Genomic DNA, 18,306 nt, shown 5'->3' with positions numbered 1-18,306 from the left:
GGGAAGTATATCAGGCGGCCCTCATCTGCCAAGCACACATTTCCGGTAGATTTGCCCTTACCAGCGCTTCGGCGAACGGCGGAGGTAATGCATTGCCGCAGCGTGCGACCTGCTTATCCTTCGCGTACTTTGTGCCAGTGTAGTCCCGGTCAATGATGTACCACTCCGGGAATCCCTGACTCATGCGGCTACAGCATACGCATACCGATATCCACGATGCGATATACCACCCCACCGATCGTCACCAGACCGTCATACTGCGGCCCGCAGTATTCCCACAGGAACACCAGCACCTGCAGCGCTCGCTCCTCGTCGTAATCATCAACAGCCAGGCTGCTGCTGACCTCGCCAAAGTGCAGGCCACCAGCGGTTACCGTTTGCAGAGGTGTATCCGTTGGCTGGCCGGTATTTGTACCTCGCATTTTGATGATGCTGGATGTGATCAGCGCGTGGCGCCTGTGTAATTCCCGCCGAAGTGCTTAACCAGGTTCGCGGCCACCAGCCCGAATTTACCACCACCGGCCGTTACTGTTCCCAGCAGTTTACCGGGCTGCAAAACGCGGGGATCCTGCCCTTGCCTTTCGCCATAACCCATCTGAATGAGCGTCGGCGTCACCAGCCGCGATTTACCGCCACCACCATCAGTGATTGTCGCGCTCGGTTCGTCCGCCCGGTGGCCGACGCTTGCGCCGAACTGCCGGGCGATCACTGGCGCGATAACGCAGGAGTGATTTGTATTCACCAGCGTGTGCATCGACTGGTAAGCACCACGTGGTTTTGCGGAGTATTTCGGACCACCAGCGCCAGCAATAAACGGGACCAGGCCCGCCTGCACCATCCTCAGTCCATGGCCGTTCCCGCCAGGGCGTTTCGATGTACCGGCGGTGACGGTCGGTACCGGTTCAGTTACGTGTTGGCCGGTAGCACCAGTGCGGAACTTGGTCAGATGCGGTACCGCGATCGCATAGCCGTGAGTTTTGGTTATCGACTGTAGCGGTTTCGCCAGCGACTGACCTCGGAAACAGTCGTATTTGCCTTTCGTGGTGGTGTGATTGCATTTCATGATGAATGGCGACGCACTATCGATAACAAAGCGCTGAATGCCTCGGGCAATGCGCTTGAGCGTGTTAACCGCCAGCACCGGTGGGGATTTTGGATCCCCGTGTGTTGATTCCGGCCAGGCCACTGGCAGGCCGTCGCAACGCATAACCATGAAGAACCTCTTACGGATGGTCGGCGCCCCGTAGTCACACGCCCGCAGCTCGCGGTAATCGACGATATAACCCAGTCCGTTAATCAGCTGCTGCGCCTGCTGGCTGTCCGGATGAATGCCCAGGAACTCGCAGCACTCGACCAGTGCCGGGTGATTTGCTGGAATGCCGGTAGTCAGCATCCCCACGAATGCCTGGAAGGTTTCACCCACACGTTCAGGGTCAGGGCGCATTTCAGCAGCCAGCAGCGGCCCCCACGTCTGGAACTCGGTCACGTTTTCGAGCATACCCACGCGGAACCGGGTATCCAACGCCCAGCGAATCGTAACCCAGGCGAGACCACGTATGAATTTTTACGCTGGTTTTGAGCCTTTCGCTTTGGAAAAATGGCGACAGTCCGGACTAAACCAGACTAATCCCACAGGTCGGCCAGCAGTCGCCACTTGGGGATTTACGTCATAGACGCTTTCGCAATAGTGCAACGTGTCCGGATGGTTCGTCGTGTGCATCGCGACTGCGTTCGGGTCGTGATTAATCCCGATAACCGGTGCGACATCGAGTGGACAGAAATGACAGCGCCAACTTTCCACGAGCAGCGCTCTTTGTCGGAGCGTCTTTACCGTGCACAGGGGCTAAACACACAGCAACTTCTGGGGCATAAAAACCAGGCGCAGACGGATAAATATAATGATGACAGGGGGAAAGACTGGATGGTTGTTGCCGTTTAAATCGTACTTTTTATGTACAGTTTTGGGGAAGAGTTTTGGGGAAAGGGCTGGGGAAAGGGCTGGGGAAACAAAAAGCCAACACAATTTTAACAATCATGTTGGCTTTATTATCGCTTAACGCGATTACATATGTTTGATCATCGCATCGCCAAACTCTGAAGCTTTCAGTAACTTAGCGCCGTCCATCTGACGTTCGAAGTCATAGGTCACGGTTTTGGCAGCAATTGCGCCTTCCATGCCTTTAACAATCAGGTCAGCGGCTTCGAACCATTCCATATGACGCAGCATCATTTCTGCAGACAGGATAATAGAACCTGGGTTCACTTTATCCTGGCCAGCATACTTAGGTGCAGTACCGTGGGTGGCTTCAAACAGTGCACATTCGTCACCGATGTTAGCACCCGGAGCAATACCGATACCGCCCACCTGCGCCGCCAGGGCGTCAGAGATGTAGTCACCGTTCAGGTTCATACAGGCAATTACGTCATACTCAGCCGGACGCAGCAGGATCTGCTGCAGGAAGGCATCGGCGATCACGTCTTTAATGACGATCTCTTTGCCGGTGTTCGGGTTCTTCACCGTCATCCACGGACCACCATCGATCAGCTCACCGCCGAATTCTTCTTTCGCCAACTGGTAACCCCAGTCTTTGAAAGCGCCTTCGGTGAATTTCATGATGTTGCCTTTGTGAACCAGCGTTACAGAATCACGGTCGTTAGTGATTGCGTATTCGATGGCTGCACGCACCAGACGCTGGGTGCCCGCTTCTGAACATGGCTTAACGCCGATACCACACTGCTCAGGGAAGCGAATTTTCTTCACGCCCATTTCATCACGCAGGAACTTGATGACTTTATCTGCTTCCGGCGTACCCGCTTTCCACTCGATACCCGCATAGATATCTTCGGAGTTCTCACGGAAAATCACCATATCGGTGTCTTCCGGGCGTTTCACCGGGCTTGGTGTGCCGGTGTAGTAACGGACAGGACGCAGGCAGATGTACAGATCAAGCTGCTGACGCAGGGCAACGTTCAGGGAACGAATACCGCCGCCGACCGGGGTGGTCAGTGGGCCTTTGATGGCAACGCGATATTCTTTAATCAGGTCGAGGGTTTCTTCTGGTAACCAGACATCCTGGCCGTAAAGCTCTACCGATTTCTCACCGGTGTAAATTTCCATCCAGGAAATTTTACGCTCACCGTTGTAAGCTTTCTGCACAGCGGCATCAACAACTTTGATCATCACTGGAGACACGTCAACGCCAATGCCATCACCTTCGATAAACGGGATGATTGGATTGTTAGGTACGTTGAGTTTTCCCTGATCCAGGGTGATTTTCTGACCTTCCGCCGGAACAACTACTTTGCTTTCCATTAACCTCTCCTTCGAGCGCTTTTTTTTGTTAATGACTTGTAAGATGCGCGTCAATACTACTTGAATATTGACTCCGCGCCAATCATCTCGGGATTGCGGTATAATGCACCCATTGTTACTGAGTGCAAAGACCATGCGAAAATCTTCCCTGACGAATCATCACCCTGGGCGTTCCGGCCCGCGCCGCGCCGCTAAACCCGCCGCGAAAGGCCCACGTTGCGTGGTGCTGTTTAATAAGCCCTTTGATGTGTTGCCCCAGTTCAGCGATGAAGCCGGGCGCCGCACGCTAAAAGATTATGTTCCCCAGCCGGGTATTTATGCTGCCGGGCGCCTTGACCGGGACAGCGAAGGACTGATGGTGCTGACCAATGATGGCGCACTCCAGGCCACGCTGACCCAGCCCGGTAAGCGCACCGGAAAAATCTACTTTGTACAGGTCGAGGGCGATCCGCAGGAGAGTGACCTGCAACCGTTACGCACTGGCGTAAATCTGAAAGATGGCCTCACCCTGCCCGCCGGGGTAGAAAAAGTGGCCGCCCCCGACTGGTTATGGGATCGTCAACCCCCGATTCGTGAGCGCAAAGCGATTCCAACCTGCTGGCTGAAAATCACCCTGTTTGAAGGGCGTAACCGTCAGGTACGCAGAATGACGGCGCATATTGGCTTTCCCACCCTGCGGCTGATCCGTTTCTCCATGGGTGCGTTACAGTTACAGGGTCTGGCGCCAGGCGAATGGCGTGATATCAGCAACGAAATCTGACTTTTTAGCGCGCGGCACGCTGCGCGTCTTAACCGAATGGAGGACATTATGTTTAAACCGCACGTCACCGTAGCCACGGTGGTACAGGCTGAAGGACAGTTTCTGGTAGTAGAAGAACGTGTGCGCGGACGCACAACATGGAACCAGCCTGCGGGCCATCTGGAAGCGGATGAAACGCTGCTTCAGGCGGCGGTGCGTGAACTGTCGGAAGAGACCGGCATTGATGCGATCCCCCAGGCCTTTTTACGTCTGCACCAGTGGATTGCCCCGGATAACACCCCGTTCCTGCGTTTCCTGTTCGCCCTGGATCTGCCTAAAGCGATCGACACCTACCCTCAGGATCGCGATATTGATCGCTGCTGGTGGCTGCCGCCGCAGGAGATCATGACGTCAAAAAAACTGCGCTCACCGCTGGTCGCAGAAAGCCTGCACATTTATCAAACCGGGCCGCGCTATCCGCTGGAGATCCTCAGCGCCTTCCAGTGGCCGTTTAGCGAGAGTGCGCAGGTCGCCGACGCGTGATAGAATGCCGCGCAATTTTATCAGAGTCGCCTTTAACGACTCCTTAAAACTTTAAAGTCGGGTAATTATGTCTAACAGCCAGAAAAAAGTGATCGTCGGGATGTCCGGCGGCGTTGACTCCTCCGTTTCCGCCTGGTTGCTCCAGCAACAGGGTTATCAGGTTGAAGGCCTGTTTATGAAAAACTGGGAGGAGGATGATGGTGAGGAGTATTGCACCGCAGCGGAAGATTTAGCCGATGCGCAGGCAGTCTGTGACAAGCTCGGTATCTATCTGCATACGGTCAATTTTGCCGCCGAATACTGGGACAATGTGTTTGAACACTTCCTGGCGGAATACAAAGCGGGCCGTACGCCCAATCCCGATATTCTCTGCAATAAAGAGATCAAATTTAAAGCCTTCCTGGAATTTGCCGCCGAAGATCTGGGGGCCGACTACATCGCCACCGGTCACTACGTGCGCCGTCAGGATGTGGACGGTAAAAGCCGCCTGCTGCGCGGTCTGGATGGCAATAAAGATCAGAGCTACTTCCTCTACACCCTCGGCCATGAACAGATTGCACAAAGCCTGTTCCCGGTGGGCGAATTAGAGAAACCAGAAGTCCGCCGTATTGCTGAACAGCTTGATTTGATCACCGCGAAGAAAAAAGACTCTACCGGCATCTGCTTTATCGGTGAGCGCAAATTTACCGAGTTCCTGGGCCGTTATCTGCCCGCTCAGCCGGGGCCGATTGTCTCCGTTGACGGCGATACCGTGGGGCAGCATCAGGGTCTGATGTACCACACGCTGGGCCAGCGCAAAGGGCTGGGCATCGGCGGTACCAAAGACGGTAACGAAGAGCCCTGGTACGTGGTCGATAAAGACGTAGCGAACAATGTGCTGGTGGTTGCTCAGGGCCATGACCATCCGCGTCTGATGTCCACGGGCCTGATTGCTCAGCAGTTGCACTGGGTGGATCGTGAAACGCTGACCGCGCCACTGCGCTGCATGGTGAAAACCCGCTATCGCCAGGAAGATATCCCCTGCACTGTCACCCCGCTGGATGCTGAACGTATTGAAGTACGTTTTGACCAGCCGGTGGCGGCCGTGACGCCAGGGCAGTCTGCGGTTTTCTATATCGATGAAGTCTGCCTGGGTGGCGGCATCATCGAGCAGCGTCAGCCGCTGGTTAACGCATAAGCGGGTTAACACATCAACAGTCGGGCCGCAGAACAGCAGCCAACGTACCAGCAGCCTGAAGTCTGGCGTATACAGGAGTTACCGTGGCGAAGAATTACTATGATATTACTCTGGCACTGGCTGGCATCTGCCAGTCCGCTCACCTGGTGCAGCAACTGGCGCACCAGGGACAGTGCCCGCCCGATGCGTTAAAAACATCGCTGAAGAGCCTGCTGGACCTGAACCCGTCATCCACACTGGCGGTGTTCGGTAACGACGAAGCAAACCTGCAGTTTGGCCTGGAAACTCTGTTGGCCGTACTGAACAGCAACAGCCGCCAGGGCCTGGGCGCCGAACTGACGCGTTACACGCTGAGTATGATGGTGCTGGAGCGTAAACTGAACGCCAGCAAAACGGCACTGAATGAGTTGTCCAGCCGTATTGCCCAGCTCGATCGCCAACTGGCGCACTACGATCTGGAATCCGATACCCTGTTAAGCGCGATGGCAGGGATTTATGTCGATGTGATCAGCCCGCTTGGTCCGCGTATCCAGGTCACCGGTTCACCGGCTGTCCTGCAGAATAGCCAGGTACAGAGCAAAGTTCGTGCGACACTGCTGGCGGGTATCCGTGCGGCGGTGTTGTGGCAGCAGGTCGGCGGTGGCCGTCTGCAGCTGATGTTTTCCCGTAACCGCTTAGTCAATGAGGCAAAAGCGATTCTGGCCCGCCTTAACGGGACACCAACCTGATTTTTTAACCGATCCTGGAGCAGCAACAATGGAATTATCCTCTCTGACCGCCGTCTCACCTGTAGATGGCCGTTATGGCGACAAAGTCAGCCCACTGCGTGGTATTTTCAGCGAATATGGCCTGCTGAAATTCCGCGTTGAGGTTGAAGTTCGCTGGTTACAGAAACTGGCAACCTGCGCTGCGATCAAGGAAGTTCCTGCATTTGATGCCGACGCAAACGCTTACCTTGATGCTATTGTCAGCAGTTTCAGCGAAGAAGACGCTGCGCGCATCAAAACCATTGAGCGCACCACCAATCACGATGTGAAAGCAGTGGAATACTTTCTGAAAGAGAAAGTGGAATCCGTCCCTGCCCTGCACGCGGTATCTGAATTTATTCACTTCGCCTGTACTTCAGAAGATATCAATAACCTGTCACACGCGCTGATGCTGGAAACCGCACGCCGTGAGGTGATTGTGCCTTACTGGAACAAAATCATCGTCGCCGTGAAGGACCTGGCGGTGCAGTACCGTGATATCCCATTGCTGTCGCGCACCCACGGCCAGCCTGCAACGCCGTCAACGCTGGGTAAAGAGATGGCGAACGTTGCCTATCGCTTTGAGCGTCAGCTGCGCCAGTTAGAACGCATTGAAATCCTGGGTAAAATCAACGGTGCCGTGGGCAACTACAACGCCCACATCGCGGCGTACCCGGAAGTGGACTGGCATGAATTCAGTGAAACCTTCGTGACGTCACTGGGCGTGACATGGAACCCGTACACCACGCAGATCGAGCCGCACGACTACATTGCCGAGCTGTTTGACTGCATGGCGCGCTTTAACACCATTCTGATCGACTTCGATCGTGATGTCTGGGGTTACATCGCACTGAACCACTTCAAGCAGAAAACCATTGCGGGTGAAATCGGTTCTTCCACCATGCCGCACAAGGTGAACCCGATTGACTTCGAAAACTCCGAAGGCAACCTCGGCCTGGCTAACGCCATGATGCAGCACCTGGCGAGCAAACTGCCGGTATCACGCTGGCAGCGCGATCTGACCGACTCCACGGTACTGCGTAACCTCGGTGTGGGCGTGGGTTATGCGCTGATCGCTTATCAGTCAACGCTGAAAGGCATCTCCAAACTGGAAGTGAACCGCGCGCGCCTGCTGGACGAGCTGGACCATAACTGGGAAGTGCTGGCTGAACCGATCCAGACGGTCATGCGCCGTTACGGCATCGAAAAACCTTACGAGAAGTTGAAAGAGCTGACGCGTGGTAAACGTGTTGACGCTGAAGGCATGAAAACCTTCATCGACGGACTGGCTCTGCCGGAAGACGAGAAAACTCGACTGAAGCAGATGACCCCGGCCAACTATATTGGCCGCGCCATTCAGATGGTTGATGACCTGAAATAATCTCTCCCTCACCGGGCCGGCTCAGTCGGCCCGTGTTAACCTCTTGTTTATCTGATCTCCCCTATACTTAACGCCAGTTGTGTCCCCAATAAAAGCGAGTAACCGCTGAGGCTGTTGCACCTTCAGGTCTCCTGGGGCTATGTTATTATTCCTGGCTATTTGATCTTATTAAGGATTCGGTTATGCGAGTGTTAGTTGTGGAAGATAATCCACTGCTGCGTCATCATCTGGCGGTGCAGTTGCGTGAGATGGGTCACCAGGTTGACGCCGCTGAAGACGCGAAAGAAGCCGACTATTTCCTCAATGAACACACACCGGATATTACCCTGGTCGATCTCGGGTTGCCGGATGAAGATGGCATGGCACTGATCCGCCGCTGGCGCAGCCAGGAAGTCCGTCAGCCGATTCTGGTCCTCACCGCGCGTGATGGCTGGCAGGCTAAAGTCGAAGCACTGGAAGCCGGTGCCGATGATTACGTGACCAAGCCCTTCCATATTGAAGAGGTTGTGGCCCGGATGCAGGCGTTGATGCGCCGCAACAGCGGGTTAGCCTCGCAAATTATCGCCCTGCACCCTTTCCAGGTGGATCTCTCACGCCGTGAGCTGACGATCAATGAGCAACAGATCAAACTGACCGCATTTGAATACACCATTATGGAAACCCTGATCCGCAATGCCGGCAAAGTGGTCAGTAAAGACTCGCTGATGCTGCAACTCTATCCCGATGCAGAACTGCGCGAAAGTCACACGATTGATGTGCTGATGGGCCGCTTACGCAAAAAAATCCTGGCAGAACACCCCCAGGACGTCATCACTACGGTGCGCGGTCAGGGCTACCGCTTCGATCTCTGAGCATGTTTAACTGGCGCCGCAAAAAACCGCTTTCGCTGCGGGTCCGTTTCATACTCGCTACCGCAGCGGTCGTGCTCACCATGTCGCTCTCCTACGGCATGGTAGCGGTCATCGGCTATGTGGTGAGCTTCGATAAAAACACCTACCGCGTACTGCGCAGCGAAAGTAATCTTTTTTTCACTCTCTCCCAGTGGCAGGACAATAAGCTGACTATCGTGCAGCCAGAACGCATGACGCTCAATTTTCCTGCGCTGGTCTTCATCTACGACAATAACGGCAAACTACTGTGGCAACAGCGTGATGTCCCCGATATTCGCAGCAAGATCCGCCGTGAATGGCTGAATAAGTCGGACTTTTATGAGATCGACACCAATAATCACACCAGCCGCGAAGTGCTGGGCAACGATCGGGATGCACAAAGTAAACTCAGCGCCTATGACGATGACGGCAACGATACCTTCACCCACTCGGTGGCGGTGAATCGTTATGATGCCACGCCCAACCTGCCGGCGCTGACCATCGTGGTGGTCGACTCCATTCCACAAGAGCTACAACACTCTGATGTGGTGTGGTCGTGGTTCAGCTATGTCTTGCTGGCCAATCTGCTGCTGATTATCCCGTTGCTGTGGCTGGCTGCACACTGGAGTCTGCGTCCGATTGGCGCGCTGGCAGCCCAGGTCCGTGAGCTGGAAGGCGGAAATCGCGACACGCTTGATCCTGCCCCACCTCAGGAGCTAAAAGGGCTGGTGCGAAATCTCAACCTGCTGCTGGATAATGAACGCCAGCGCTACACCCGTTACCGCACCACCCTGAGCGATCTGACGCACAGCCTGAAAACCCCGCTGGCAGTGCTGCAAACCACGCTGCGTTCGCTGCGCGGTGAACGCAATCTCTCCATCGAGCAGGCCGAACCGATCATGCTGGAGCAGATCAGCCGTATCTCGCAGCAGATCGGCTATTACCTGCATCGCGCCAGCATGCAGGCCGATCACCATGCACTGAAGCGCGATGTGCATTCGGTGCCGGCCCTGCTCGACGGGCTGTGCTCAGCACTGAATAAAGTCTATCAGCGAAAAGGCGTTGTTCTGACGCTGGATATTTCACCGGAGGTGATTTTCGTCGGTGAGCAGAACGATTTTATGGAAGTGATGGGTAACGTACTGGATAACGCCTGCAAATACTGCCTGGAGTTCGTTGAGGTCAGCGTGCAACAGACGGAAAAAACACTGCTGCTCATCGTTGAGGATGACGGTCCTGGCATTCCGGAGAACAAGCGTGACCTGGTGTTTATTCGCGGTCAACGTGCCGATACACTGCGCCCCGGCCAGGGGCTGGGTCTGTCGCTGGCACGCGATATCCTCGAACAGTACGCGGGCGATATTCGTGCCAGCACCAGCGAGCTGGGTGGCGCGCGTATGGAAGTCGAATTCCAGCGCCAGGAAATGCTGCATAAGCACGAGTAATTTTCCCCCCGGCCATAACATTACACAGTGGCCGTGCGCTGTTATAATCTTTCCACTTACGCGTTTCAGGAAACCATCATGGATTATCAGCTCGATCTCAACTGGCCCGATTTTATTCAGCGCTACTGGCAGAAACGCCCGGTAGTCCTCAAGCGCGGTTTCAAAAACTTCGTAGACCCTATTTCACCCGACGAACTGGCGGGTCTGGCGATGGAGAATGAAGTCGACAGCCGTCTGGTGAGTCACCAGGAGGGTAAATGGGAAGTCAGCCATGGCCCGTTTGAGAGCTTTGATCATCTTGGCGAAAATAACTGGTCGCTGCTGGTACAGGCTGTAGACCACTGGCATGAACCTTCTGCCGCCCTGATGCATCCCTTCCGGATGATCCCCGACTGGCGCGTTGACGATCTGATGATCTCCTTCTCAGTACCGGGCGGTGGCGTTGGCCCACACTTCGATCAGTATGATGTGTTTATCATTCAGGGAACCGGCCGTCGTCGCTGGCGTGTGGGTGAAAAAACGGAGCTGAAACAGCACTGTCCGCACCCGGACCTGCTCCAGGTGGAACCCTTTGATGCCATTATCGATGAAGAGATGGAGCCGGGCGATATTCTCTACATCCCGCCAGGATTCCCGCACGAAGGCTACTCACTGGAAAACGCGATTAACTATTCAGTCGGTTTCCGTGCGCCAAGCGGACGTGAACTGATCAGCGGTTTTGCTGATTACGTGCTGGCACGTGAGCTGGGCAGCCGTCGCTTCAGCGATCCGGATGTGCAGCCACGCGAACATAATGCAGAGATCCTGCCTGACGAACTCGATGGTATTCGCGCCATGATGATGGACGTCATCAACCAGCCTGAGCACTTTAACCAGTGGTTCGGTGAGTTTGTTTCGCAGTCGCGCCACGAACTGGATGTCGCCCCGCCGGAACCGCCTTATCAACCGGATGAGATCTACGATGCGCTGCAACAGGGTGACAGGCTGTCACGCCTTGGCGGCCTGCGCGTGGTCTCGATTGGTCAGGCCGTATTTATTAACGGTGAGCAGGTGGAATCGCCGCACCGTGCAGCCCTGACCGCACTGGCGAACGATTTAACGCTGGGGCAGGATCAGTTCGGCGATGCGCTGGACGACCCGTCCTTCCTCGCCCAGCTGGCCGCGCTGGTCAACAGCGGCTACTGGTATTTTGCTGACGCAGAGTAATCCCTGCACGGGGCGGCCAGAAAAAGTCGCCCCGTCCCCTTCAGGCCCGATACCTTCCACGCTGCCCTCAGCGACAATTACCCCGTCAATTATATGAAAGGAAACCCCATGAATCAGCCACGCTGGACACAGGTCGACCAATATCTGGTGGAACAACTGGTGCCACAGGATGCGGCACTGCTGGCCGCGCTGGAAAACAACCAGGCCGCCGGGTTACCTGCCATTGATGTGGCCCCGAATCAGGGAAAACTGCTTAATCTGTTGGCGAAAATGGTCGGCGCAAAACGCATTCTGGAAATCGGAACGCTGGGCGGCTACAGCACACTGTGGCTGGCGCGGGCGCTGCCGGATGACGGAAAAGTGATTACCCTGGAGTATGAAGCGCATCACGCAGAGATTGCCGCGCAGAATATTCGACGTGCCGGGCTGGAGAGCAAGGTCACGATCCGCGTGGGTGCCGCACTGGATACCCTGCCCACACTGGCTGACGCAGCGCCTTTTGATATGATCTTTATTGATGCCGACAAACGCAATAATCCGGCCTATCTGGAGTGGGCAATACAGTACTCACGTTCAGGCACCCTGATTATTGGTGATAACGTCGTGCGTAACGGACGGGTTGCCGATGGGGATACCAGCGACTGGAACATCCAGGGAGTACGTGATTTTCTTTCGCAGATGGGCCACGATCCACGCCTGGATGCCACCGCCATTCAGACCGTGGGTGCCAAAGGCTGGGATGGGTTCTCGCTGGCGCTGGTGAAGTAATATTATCCCGGACCAGAAGGTTCCGGGACGATATTGGCCAGCGAAATCATCATCCCGGATAAAGCAGCATAAGTCAGTGGTACAATTAACGCATCGGAATAACGAAGCGGATTCGACAGGTCTATAATAATCACCACAAAAAAAGCGCTTGATGCTAATGTTATACCGGAGAAAACCTGATGCAGCTTATATTTAATACTGTTCAATGAAAATGGCGGCGTTTTTTTTTACCACCAGTCCAAAACCAAATGAATCAACAAATAAACTGAGCAAATGACAAAGTAGAAATGCATCAGCTGTTGATTATCATGTGGGAAGTACCAGGATGCCTGCATTACTGATCCTGCCAGACAAAAAACAGATACAGCGCGATAAAAACAACCGCTCCCGCGATCGCCCCGAAGTACATCATGAAATCAGTGAAAGGCATTGACGGAAATAATAAAGGAACAAACCCTGTCGACCCAAAACCTAACCCCGACCCGCCGATCCCCGCATGCATTAACGTCTTAAGGCTAAAATCCATATTGACCTCTCTTACTTATTTCCGTAATAAAAAACATCTCCTGTATGACACGAAAATATTATCGCAGAAAAGAAATTAAAAAAATCGCAAAATACAAAACAATCCCCACACAAATCCCGTTATTCGGGACGTCTCGCAGAATTTGTGTGGGAGAAATCATTACACCGCGCCCAACGCCGGGAACCGCAGCTTAAGCTCCGCAAACAACTGCGACATCTGTTCATCCAACGCCAGCGCATTACCCTCGCCTGCTTGCACTGCGGCAAAAACCTGGTGCTTAAGGAAGTGACGCCACACCACCGGTTGCTGCGCCAGAAATGCGGTCAGCAGCTGATAACGCTGCGGGGTCCAGACCGCTTCAAAGGTGCGGCGGGCTTCACCCACATCAAAGTGTTCGCCGTTCCCCTCCGGCATGGCGGCACGCAGACGGGCCGTACCGACTTCGTCGATCTCCCCGCGCTGCAACGCCACACCATACTGCTCACGCGCCGCCTGCTCCGTCAGGAAACCGCACTGTACATCCTGTAATACCGCCTGCACCCGGCGGTGTTTCGCCAGTCCGTAGCCGCCCGCGCCCGGGCCTTTGATGGCCACCACATCGCCAGGACCACAGTGGATCACATCGGTATTTCCGTGTTCCGTCACCCGGCCATCCGCATGTTCGGTACGGAACCAGGAGGTACTTCCGGCCCGCCCACCGGCCGCCCCCGCGGAAGAGAAGACGGAGCGGTTGCGGTTACGCGCCGTAATGGTGGTATTCGGTGCAAATACCTCAAAGGCCATTTCCGTCGCCAGCCCACCGCGATACTCTCCGGCCCCTGCGCTGTCCGCCGCCAGACCATAACGCAGAAAACGCACCGGGACCTCGGCTTCATTGATCTCAATCGGGGTGTTTTTCAGGAAGGCTGACAGGCCGCCGGAACCGTCCGGGCCATCATGTTTCGGTGTACCGCCCGCACCGCCGCCGACCGGGCCGAGCGAGGCCACCACGCTGCGATTTAGCCCATCCACGGTACGAATATTGATAATCGAGTTACCGCCCGGTGAGTTCGCCGGCAGGCGTTCCGGCATCGCCAGCGAGAAAGCACCAACGGTGGCAATCTGCGACATGGCGCAGGTCAGAGAGCGCATGCCGACAGCGGCCGGGGCTTCACAGTTCATGATGGTGCCCGGCGGCAGGATTGCCCGCGTTGGCCGCAGCGTACCGGCATTCAGCAGGAGTGAACGATCCAGCGTCGAGAGGACGTAGGTCACGCCAACCAGTGCCAGCGGATGACGTTCGCGCCCGCCGGTTGGCATATTCAGCGAGGACATCAATTGCGGATCGCTGCCGGTATAATCCAGCACCAGGCTGTCACCTTTTACACGCAGTGTCACGGCAATGCGGCACGGATAACCGCCTTCGCCATCTTCATCCGCGTAATCGGCATAGAAGTAGTCACCGTCCGGAATGGTGCTGATAATGCCGCGTGCCTGTTGTTCGGCATAATCAAGAATCCCTTCAATCCCGGTGAGGAAATCATCAATACCAAAGCGGGCAATGATCTCCTGTACCTTACGTTCGCCAATATTAACTGACGCGATCTGGGCATTAAAGTCGCCCCAGTTCTGATCCGGCGCACGCACGTTAAGCCGCATAATGCGTGCCACTTCATGGTTCAGCACGCCACCGCTGATGATTTTCAGCGGCGGGATGCGGATGCCTTCCTGCACGATCTCCGTCAGCGAACGTGACAGGGAAGCCGGTACCGCACCGCCCACGTCAGTGTTGTGAATATGCCCCACCACAAAACAGGTAATTTCTCCTTCATGAAATACCGGCTTCCAGATATGAATATCCGGCGAATGCGTGGCGACATTGCCCGCGTAGGAATCATTGGTGATGCAGATATCCCCTTCCTGGTAGCTATCAATCAGCTCGAGTACCGGACCGTAATCAATGCCGCTGTACCAGGGGGCGCCAAAGCTGCGCGGCGACGCAAATGCCAGGCCGTCACGGCTGACAATCTGACAGGAGAAATCTTCCGTCTCTTTAACAAACGTCGAGTGCGCAGTACGCATCAGGGTAAACGCCATCGCATCGGCTGCCGCCGCGCAGTAGTTGGCGAGAATTTGCAGGTTACGACCATCAATTGCCATGATGTGCTCCGGTTTGCGGGGTAATAATCAGGTTGCCATAGTGGTCAACATCGACCTGCATTTGCGGAGGAACACAGGTGGTGCAGTCATCCTGTGCAATGATCACCGGGCCGTTGAGCTGGTGCCCGGCGAACAGCGCACCGCGTGACACCACATCCACCTGCCACCAGCGTCCGTCAATCCAGGCTTCAACCTGGCGCACAACCGGCACCGGCCCCTCAGCCGCCGCCAGCGTTGTCAGGCGCGGTTTTGGGGTGGGCGATGACAGCACCAGCCGCAGGTTGATCAGCTGCACGGCGGCCTCTGCATCATGATGACCAAACAACCGGGTGTGATGCGCATCGAAGGCACTGCGGATTGCCGCCAGATCGCCCTCCAGCAACCATGACGGTTGCAGCACCACATCGATCTCAAAAGACTGGCCGCGATAACGCATATCGGCCGAGAAGCTGAGTTCGTACGGCAAATCTGCACCATATTCTCGCGCCAGCCAGCCTTCGGCTTCGGTGCGCAACTGCTGCGCATGCTGTTGCAGGCGGTCGCTGACCGCCGCCGTCAGATCGCAGTACAGCGTGCGGATAAAGTCGTTTTTGATGTCGGCTACCAGCCCACCGAGCGCAGACAATACGCCCGGCGTCGGCGGTACCACCACCCCTTTTAGTTTCAGCTCACGCGCCAGGAAGCAGCCCATCATCGGCCCGGCACCGCCGAAGGCGAGGAAATAGAATTCGCGCGGGTCAAGGCCAAAGCGTGAGATCAGTCCGCTGGTATCGCTGTACATACTGGAGATCGCCAGCGCGATAATATTTTCTGCCGTCTCTTCAATGCTGATCCCCAGCGGATCAGCCAGTTTACCGACCGCTGCACGTGCCCCGGCCACATCCACCTGCACCGCGTGATAACCCAGATCGCCGTGACCAATCAGGCCACAGGCAGCAAAGGCATCCGTGGCCGTGGCTTCAGTGCCGCCACGACGGAAGCACACCGGGCCAGGCAGGGAACCGGCACTGTCCGGGCCAACCTGCAACACGCCGAGGCTGTCAATCCAGGCGATGGATCCCCCGCCCTGGCCGACCGAGGTAACAGAAACAGAGGGAATATAGATGGGGAAGTCCCCGATAATTTCACCGCTGCCGTATTCCGGGCGGCCATTGATAATCACCGCCACATCGGCGCTGGTACCGCCGATATCCAGGCTCAACAGTCGGTCGAAGCCGCAGCTTTCCGCAATATAGCTGGCCCCCATCACCCCGGAGGCGGTGCCGGACAGCACCATCTGTACGCATTCGGCTTTGGCCTGCGCCAGCCCCATCACCCCACCGTTGGATTTGGTAATACGCGGCGGCACCGGCACCCCCATCTCCTTCAGCGCCCGTTCGAAAGAGTCAAGATAATGGATCACTTTCGGCTGCACATAGGCATTAATCACGGCAGTAATGGTGCGTTCATATTCGCGGATAATCGGCCAGATCTCTGCCGAACAGGACGTCAGCAGATCGGGAGCCAGCTCGGCGACCATCTCACGCACCAATGCTTCATTGCTGCCGTTGCGATAGCTGTGTAGCAGCGAAACCACGATACCCTCACAGCCTGCCGCACGGGCAGCGTCAACCGCATTGACCACGCTCTGGCGGTCAACAGGCTGTAGCACTTTGCCATCACGGTCAGTACGTTCGGTAATGGCAAAGACCCGGTCACGGGAGATTAACGGTGTCGGCCGGCGCGAGAACAGATCGTGAATATGGGGAATTTTAAGCCGGGCCAGTTCCAGAACATCGCAGAACCCTTCCGTGGCGAACAGCGCCAGCCTGACCCCTTTACGCTGGATCACCGCGTTCACGCCGACGGTGGTGCCGTGAGTAAAATAGGTAATCTCTGTCGGATCAATGCCGTCGCGCTGCGTAAACGCCGCCAGCCCGGTCGTGGTTTAGCTGCCCGGACTGTCAGGGCGGGGCAGCACTTTCAAGGTACGGATGCTATTATCACGCTCGTCCAGCAGCGCAAAATCCGTAAACGATCCGCCAATATCGACGCCAACGCGGTAACTCATGGGGTGTTTTCCTCTGGTGGGGTGGGAACAAATTCCATCAATCGCTGTGGCTTTTCTACCGGCTGCCATCCTGCACGGCGATAGACCTCGTGGGCATCATCGGTGGCCAGCATCCAGCGTTTTATCGTGTGTAATTCCGGGTGGGTCAGGATGGTCGCGGCAAACCAACCGCCGAGGCCTTTACCGCGGTGCGCATCATCAATCATCACATCGCTGAGGTAGGCAAAGCGGCTGTAGTCGGTGATCAGCCTCCCAAACCCCACCTGCTGCTGCTGATGATAAATACCGAATGCCAGGGAAGCCGCGAGAGAGCGCTCGGTCATCTCCCGCGTCTGCCCCTGCGCCCAGTAACTCTTTTCGGCGATCTGACGATGAACCCAGTCAATATCGAGTTTTTGCGGGTCACTGCTTAACAGATAGTCATCACGCTGCCATTCGGCAATGGCGGGCACAAGCGGCTTCAGCATAAGGATTCCTGACTCTTTTTTTAGCGGATAAAAAGAGTGTAAGGCCTTTAGCGGCAGGAGTTTTTTGGTTCATAGCGGGTAAGACGGCGTTTTGTGGGGAATTGGTGGGAGGTGGGAAAATATTGTGCCGGGTGAGGTCAACTTCCCCCGGGCGCGGCATGCCACGCCCCTACGGGAGTGAGTCGCTAAAGGCGGATGGGCATGCGATGCCCCTGCAGGAGTGAGTCGCTAAAGGCGGATAGGCATGCGATGCCCCTGCGGGAGTCAGTCGCTTATGGCGGATGGGCATGCGATGCCCCTGCAGGAGTCAGTCGCTAAAGGCGGATGGGCATGCGATGCCCCTGCGGGAGTCAGTCGCTTATGGCGGATGGGCATGCGATGCCCCTGCGGGAGTCAGTCGCTGTAGGGGGCGGGCATGCCCGCCCCGCGGTTAAAACTCAACCTGGGTATGACGCGTAATCAGCGAGCGCAGAGGCACACTGCTTTTCATAATCGGCGATTTAATCACGATATAACTGAAGTATTTGTCGATGCCCACTTTGGCATCCAGCAGCCCTTCAATCACTTCCTGATAGTGCTCAATACTGCGGGTAATAAAGCGCAACAGATAGTCATAACCACCGGTAATCAGGTGACACTCCATCAGTTCATCCACTTCGCGGATGGCGTTCTCAAACTTCATAAAATCTTCGCGGCGATGGCCGGAAAGCGTCACTTCAGTGAAAACAGTGACCGAGTCGGTGATTTTCGTCAGATTGATGTGCGCCTCGTAACCGGTAATAAAACCCGCGGTTTCAAGGCGCTTTACGCGTTGCAGGCAGGGGCTGGGCGAAAGCCCAACGGCATCGGCAAGGTTCACATTGCTGATACGGCCATCTTTCTGTAGCTGCACCAGAATATTAATATCGATACGGTCCAGTTTCATTAAGCCGTTCAT

At 55.7% G+C, this 18,306-nt stretch carries 14 protein-coding genes and 3 pseudogenes; 10 read left to right on the top strand and 7 right to left on the bottom strand.

Features of this window, described 5'->3' with window-relative positions; translation table 11 throughout:
- Positions 1-10 precede the first annotated feature (10 nt).
- Positions 11-1,720, bottom strand: a pseudogene (locus WH279_RS14130) (DNA cytosine methyltransferase).
- Between the two features lie 33 nt (positions 1,721-1,753).
- Between WH279_RS14130 and WH279_RS14125 the strand changes: the two are divergent.
- Positions 1,754-1,939, top strand: a pseudogene (locus WH279_RS14125) (integrase); the annotation flags it as partial.
- Positions 1,940-2,062: 123 nt separating this feature from the next.
- Here the strand turns inward: WH279_RS14125 and icd are convergent.
- Positions 2,063-3,313, bottom strand: coding sequence for an NADP-dependent isocitrate dehydrogenase (gene icd / locus WH279_RS14120; RefSeq protein WP_133843297.1), 1,251 nt, complete (start codon positions 3,311-3,313; stop codon positions 2,063-2,065).
- 103 nt (positions 3,314-3,416) lie between these two features.
- On the opposite strand from icd, the gene rluE reads away from it, so the two are divergent.
- The 9 genes from rluE to WH279_RS14075 all read left to right on the top strand — a co-directional run bounded on the left by rluE (position 3,417) and on the right by WH279_RS14075 (position 12,187).
- The gene (gene rluE / locus WH279_RS14115) at positions 3,417-4,073 is read left to right on the top strand and encodes a 23S rRNA pseudouridine(2457) synthase RluE (protein WP_339457395.1); all 657 of its coding nucleotides are present in this window, start codon (positions 3,417-3,419) and stop codon (positions 4,071-4,073) included.
- Between the two features lie 48 nt (positions 4,074-4,121).
- On the top strand, positions 4,122-4,595 hold the full coding sequence (locus tag WH279_RS14110) for an NUDIX domain-containing protein (RefSeq protein ID WP_200643998.1): 474 nt from the start codon (positions 4,122-4,124) through the stop codon (positions 4,593-4,595).
- 67 nt (positions 4,596-4,662) lie between these two features.
- On the top strand, positions 4,663-5,772 hold the full coding sequence (gene mnmA, locus WH279_RS14105; RefSeq protein ID WP_200643997.1) for a tRNA 2-thiouridine(34) synthase MnmA: 1,110 nt from the start codon (positions 4,663-4,665) through the stop codon (positions 5,770-5,772).
- Positions 5,773-5,855: 83 nt separating this feature from the next.
- Positions 5,856-6,500 (top strand): high frequency lysogenization protein HflD, encoded by a 645-nt coding sequence (gene hflD / locus WH279_RS14100; RefSeq protein ID WP_339457392.1) that lies wholly within the window; start codon positions 5,856-5,858, stop codon positions 6,498-6,500.
- A gap of 28 nt (positions 6,501-6,528) precedes the next feature.
- Entirely contained in the window at positions 6,529-7,899 is a 1,371-nt protein-coding gene (gene purB, locus WH279_RS14095) for an adenylosuccinate lyase (RefSeq protein ID WP_339457390.1), read from the top strand.
- A gap of 182 nt (positions 7,900-8,081) precedes the next feature.
- Positions 8,082-8,750, top strand: a complete 669-nt coding sequence (gene phoP, locus WH279_RS14090) for a two-component system response regulator PhoP (RefSeq protein ID WP_339457388.1) — start codon at positions 8,082-8,084, stop codon at positions 8,748-8,750.
- 2 nt (positions 8,751-8,752) lie between these two features.
- Positions 8,753-10,213 (top strand): two-component system sensor histidine kinase PhoQ, encoded by a 1,461-nt coding sequence (gene phoQ, locus WH279_RS14085; RefSeq protein WP_200643993.1) that lies wholly within the window; start codon positions 8,753-8,755, stop codon positions 10,211-10,213.
- Between the two features lie 78 nt (positions 10,214-10,291).
- Complete coding sequence (locus WH279_RS14080) at positions 10,292-11,419, top strand: ribosomal protein uL16 3-hydroxylase (RefSeq protein ID WP_339457385.1); 1,128 nt, start codon at positions 10,292-10,294, stop codon at positions 11,417-11,419.
- A 108-nt stretch (positions 11,420-11,527) separates the two neighbouring features.
- Positions 11,528-12,187 (top strand): O-methyltransferase, encoded by a 660-nt coding sequence (locus WH279_RS14075; protein WP_200643991.1) that lies wholly within the window; start codon positions 11,528-11,530, stop codon positions 12,185-12,187.
- A gap of 334 nt (positions 12,188-12,521) precedes the next feature.
- Here the strand turns inward: WH279_RS14075 and WH279_RS14070 are convergent, their stop codons facing one another.
- The 5 genes and pseudogenes from WH279_RS14070 to WH279_RS14050 all read right to left on the bottom strand — a co-directional run bounded on the left by WH279_RS14070 (position 12,522) and on the right by WH279_RS14050 (position 18,306).
- Positions 12,522-12,713, bottom strand: coding sequence for a hypothetical protein (locus WH279_RS14070; RefSeq protein ID WP_227536134.1), 192 nt, complete (start codon positions 12,711-12,713; stop codon positions 12,522-12,524).
- A 159-nt stretch (positions 12,714-12,872) separates the two neighbouring features.
- Positions 12,873-14,852: a hydantoinase B/oxoprolinase family protein gene (locus WH279_RS14065; protein WP_339457381.1), complete on the bottom strand. Its 1,980-nt coding sequence runs from the start codon at positions 14,850-14,852 to the stop codon at positions 12,873-12,875.
- Positions 14,842-16,902: pseudogene (locus tag WH279_RS14060) on the bottom strand (hydantoinase/oxoprolinase family protein). Before WH279_RS14060 ends, WH279_RS14065 begins: the two are co-directional and overlap by 11 nt.
- Positions 16,899-17,369: a GNAT family N-acetyltransferase gene (locus WH279_RS14055; RefSeq protein WP_339457379.1), complete on the bottom strand. Its 471-nt coding sequence runs from the start codon at positions 17,367-17,369 to the stop codon at positions 16,899-16,901. Before WH279_RS14055 ends, WH279_RS14060 begins: the two are co-directional and overlap by 4 nt.
- Before the next feature lie 430 nt (positions 17,370-17,799).
- Positions 17,800-18,306, bottom strand: coding sequence for an Lrp/AsnC family transcriptional regulator (locus WH279_RS14050; protein WP_105594848.1), 507 nt, complete (start codon positions 18,304-18,306; stop codon positions 17,800-17,802).

It is taken from the genome of Erwinia sp. MYb375, from assembly GCF_037479175.1.
GTDB lineage: Bacteria > Pseudomonadota > Gammaproteobacteria > Enterobacterales > Enterobacteriaceae > Erwinia > Erwinia rhapontici.
The sequence above is the reverse complement of the archived record's forward strand: the minus strand, read 5'-3'. Positions and strand labels throughout refer to the sequence as shown.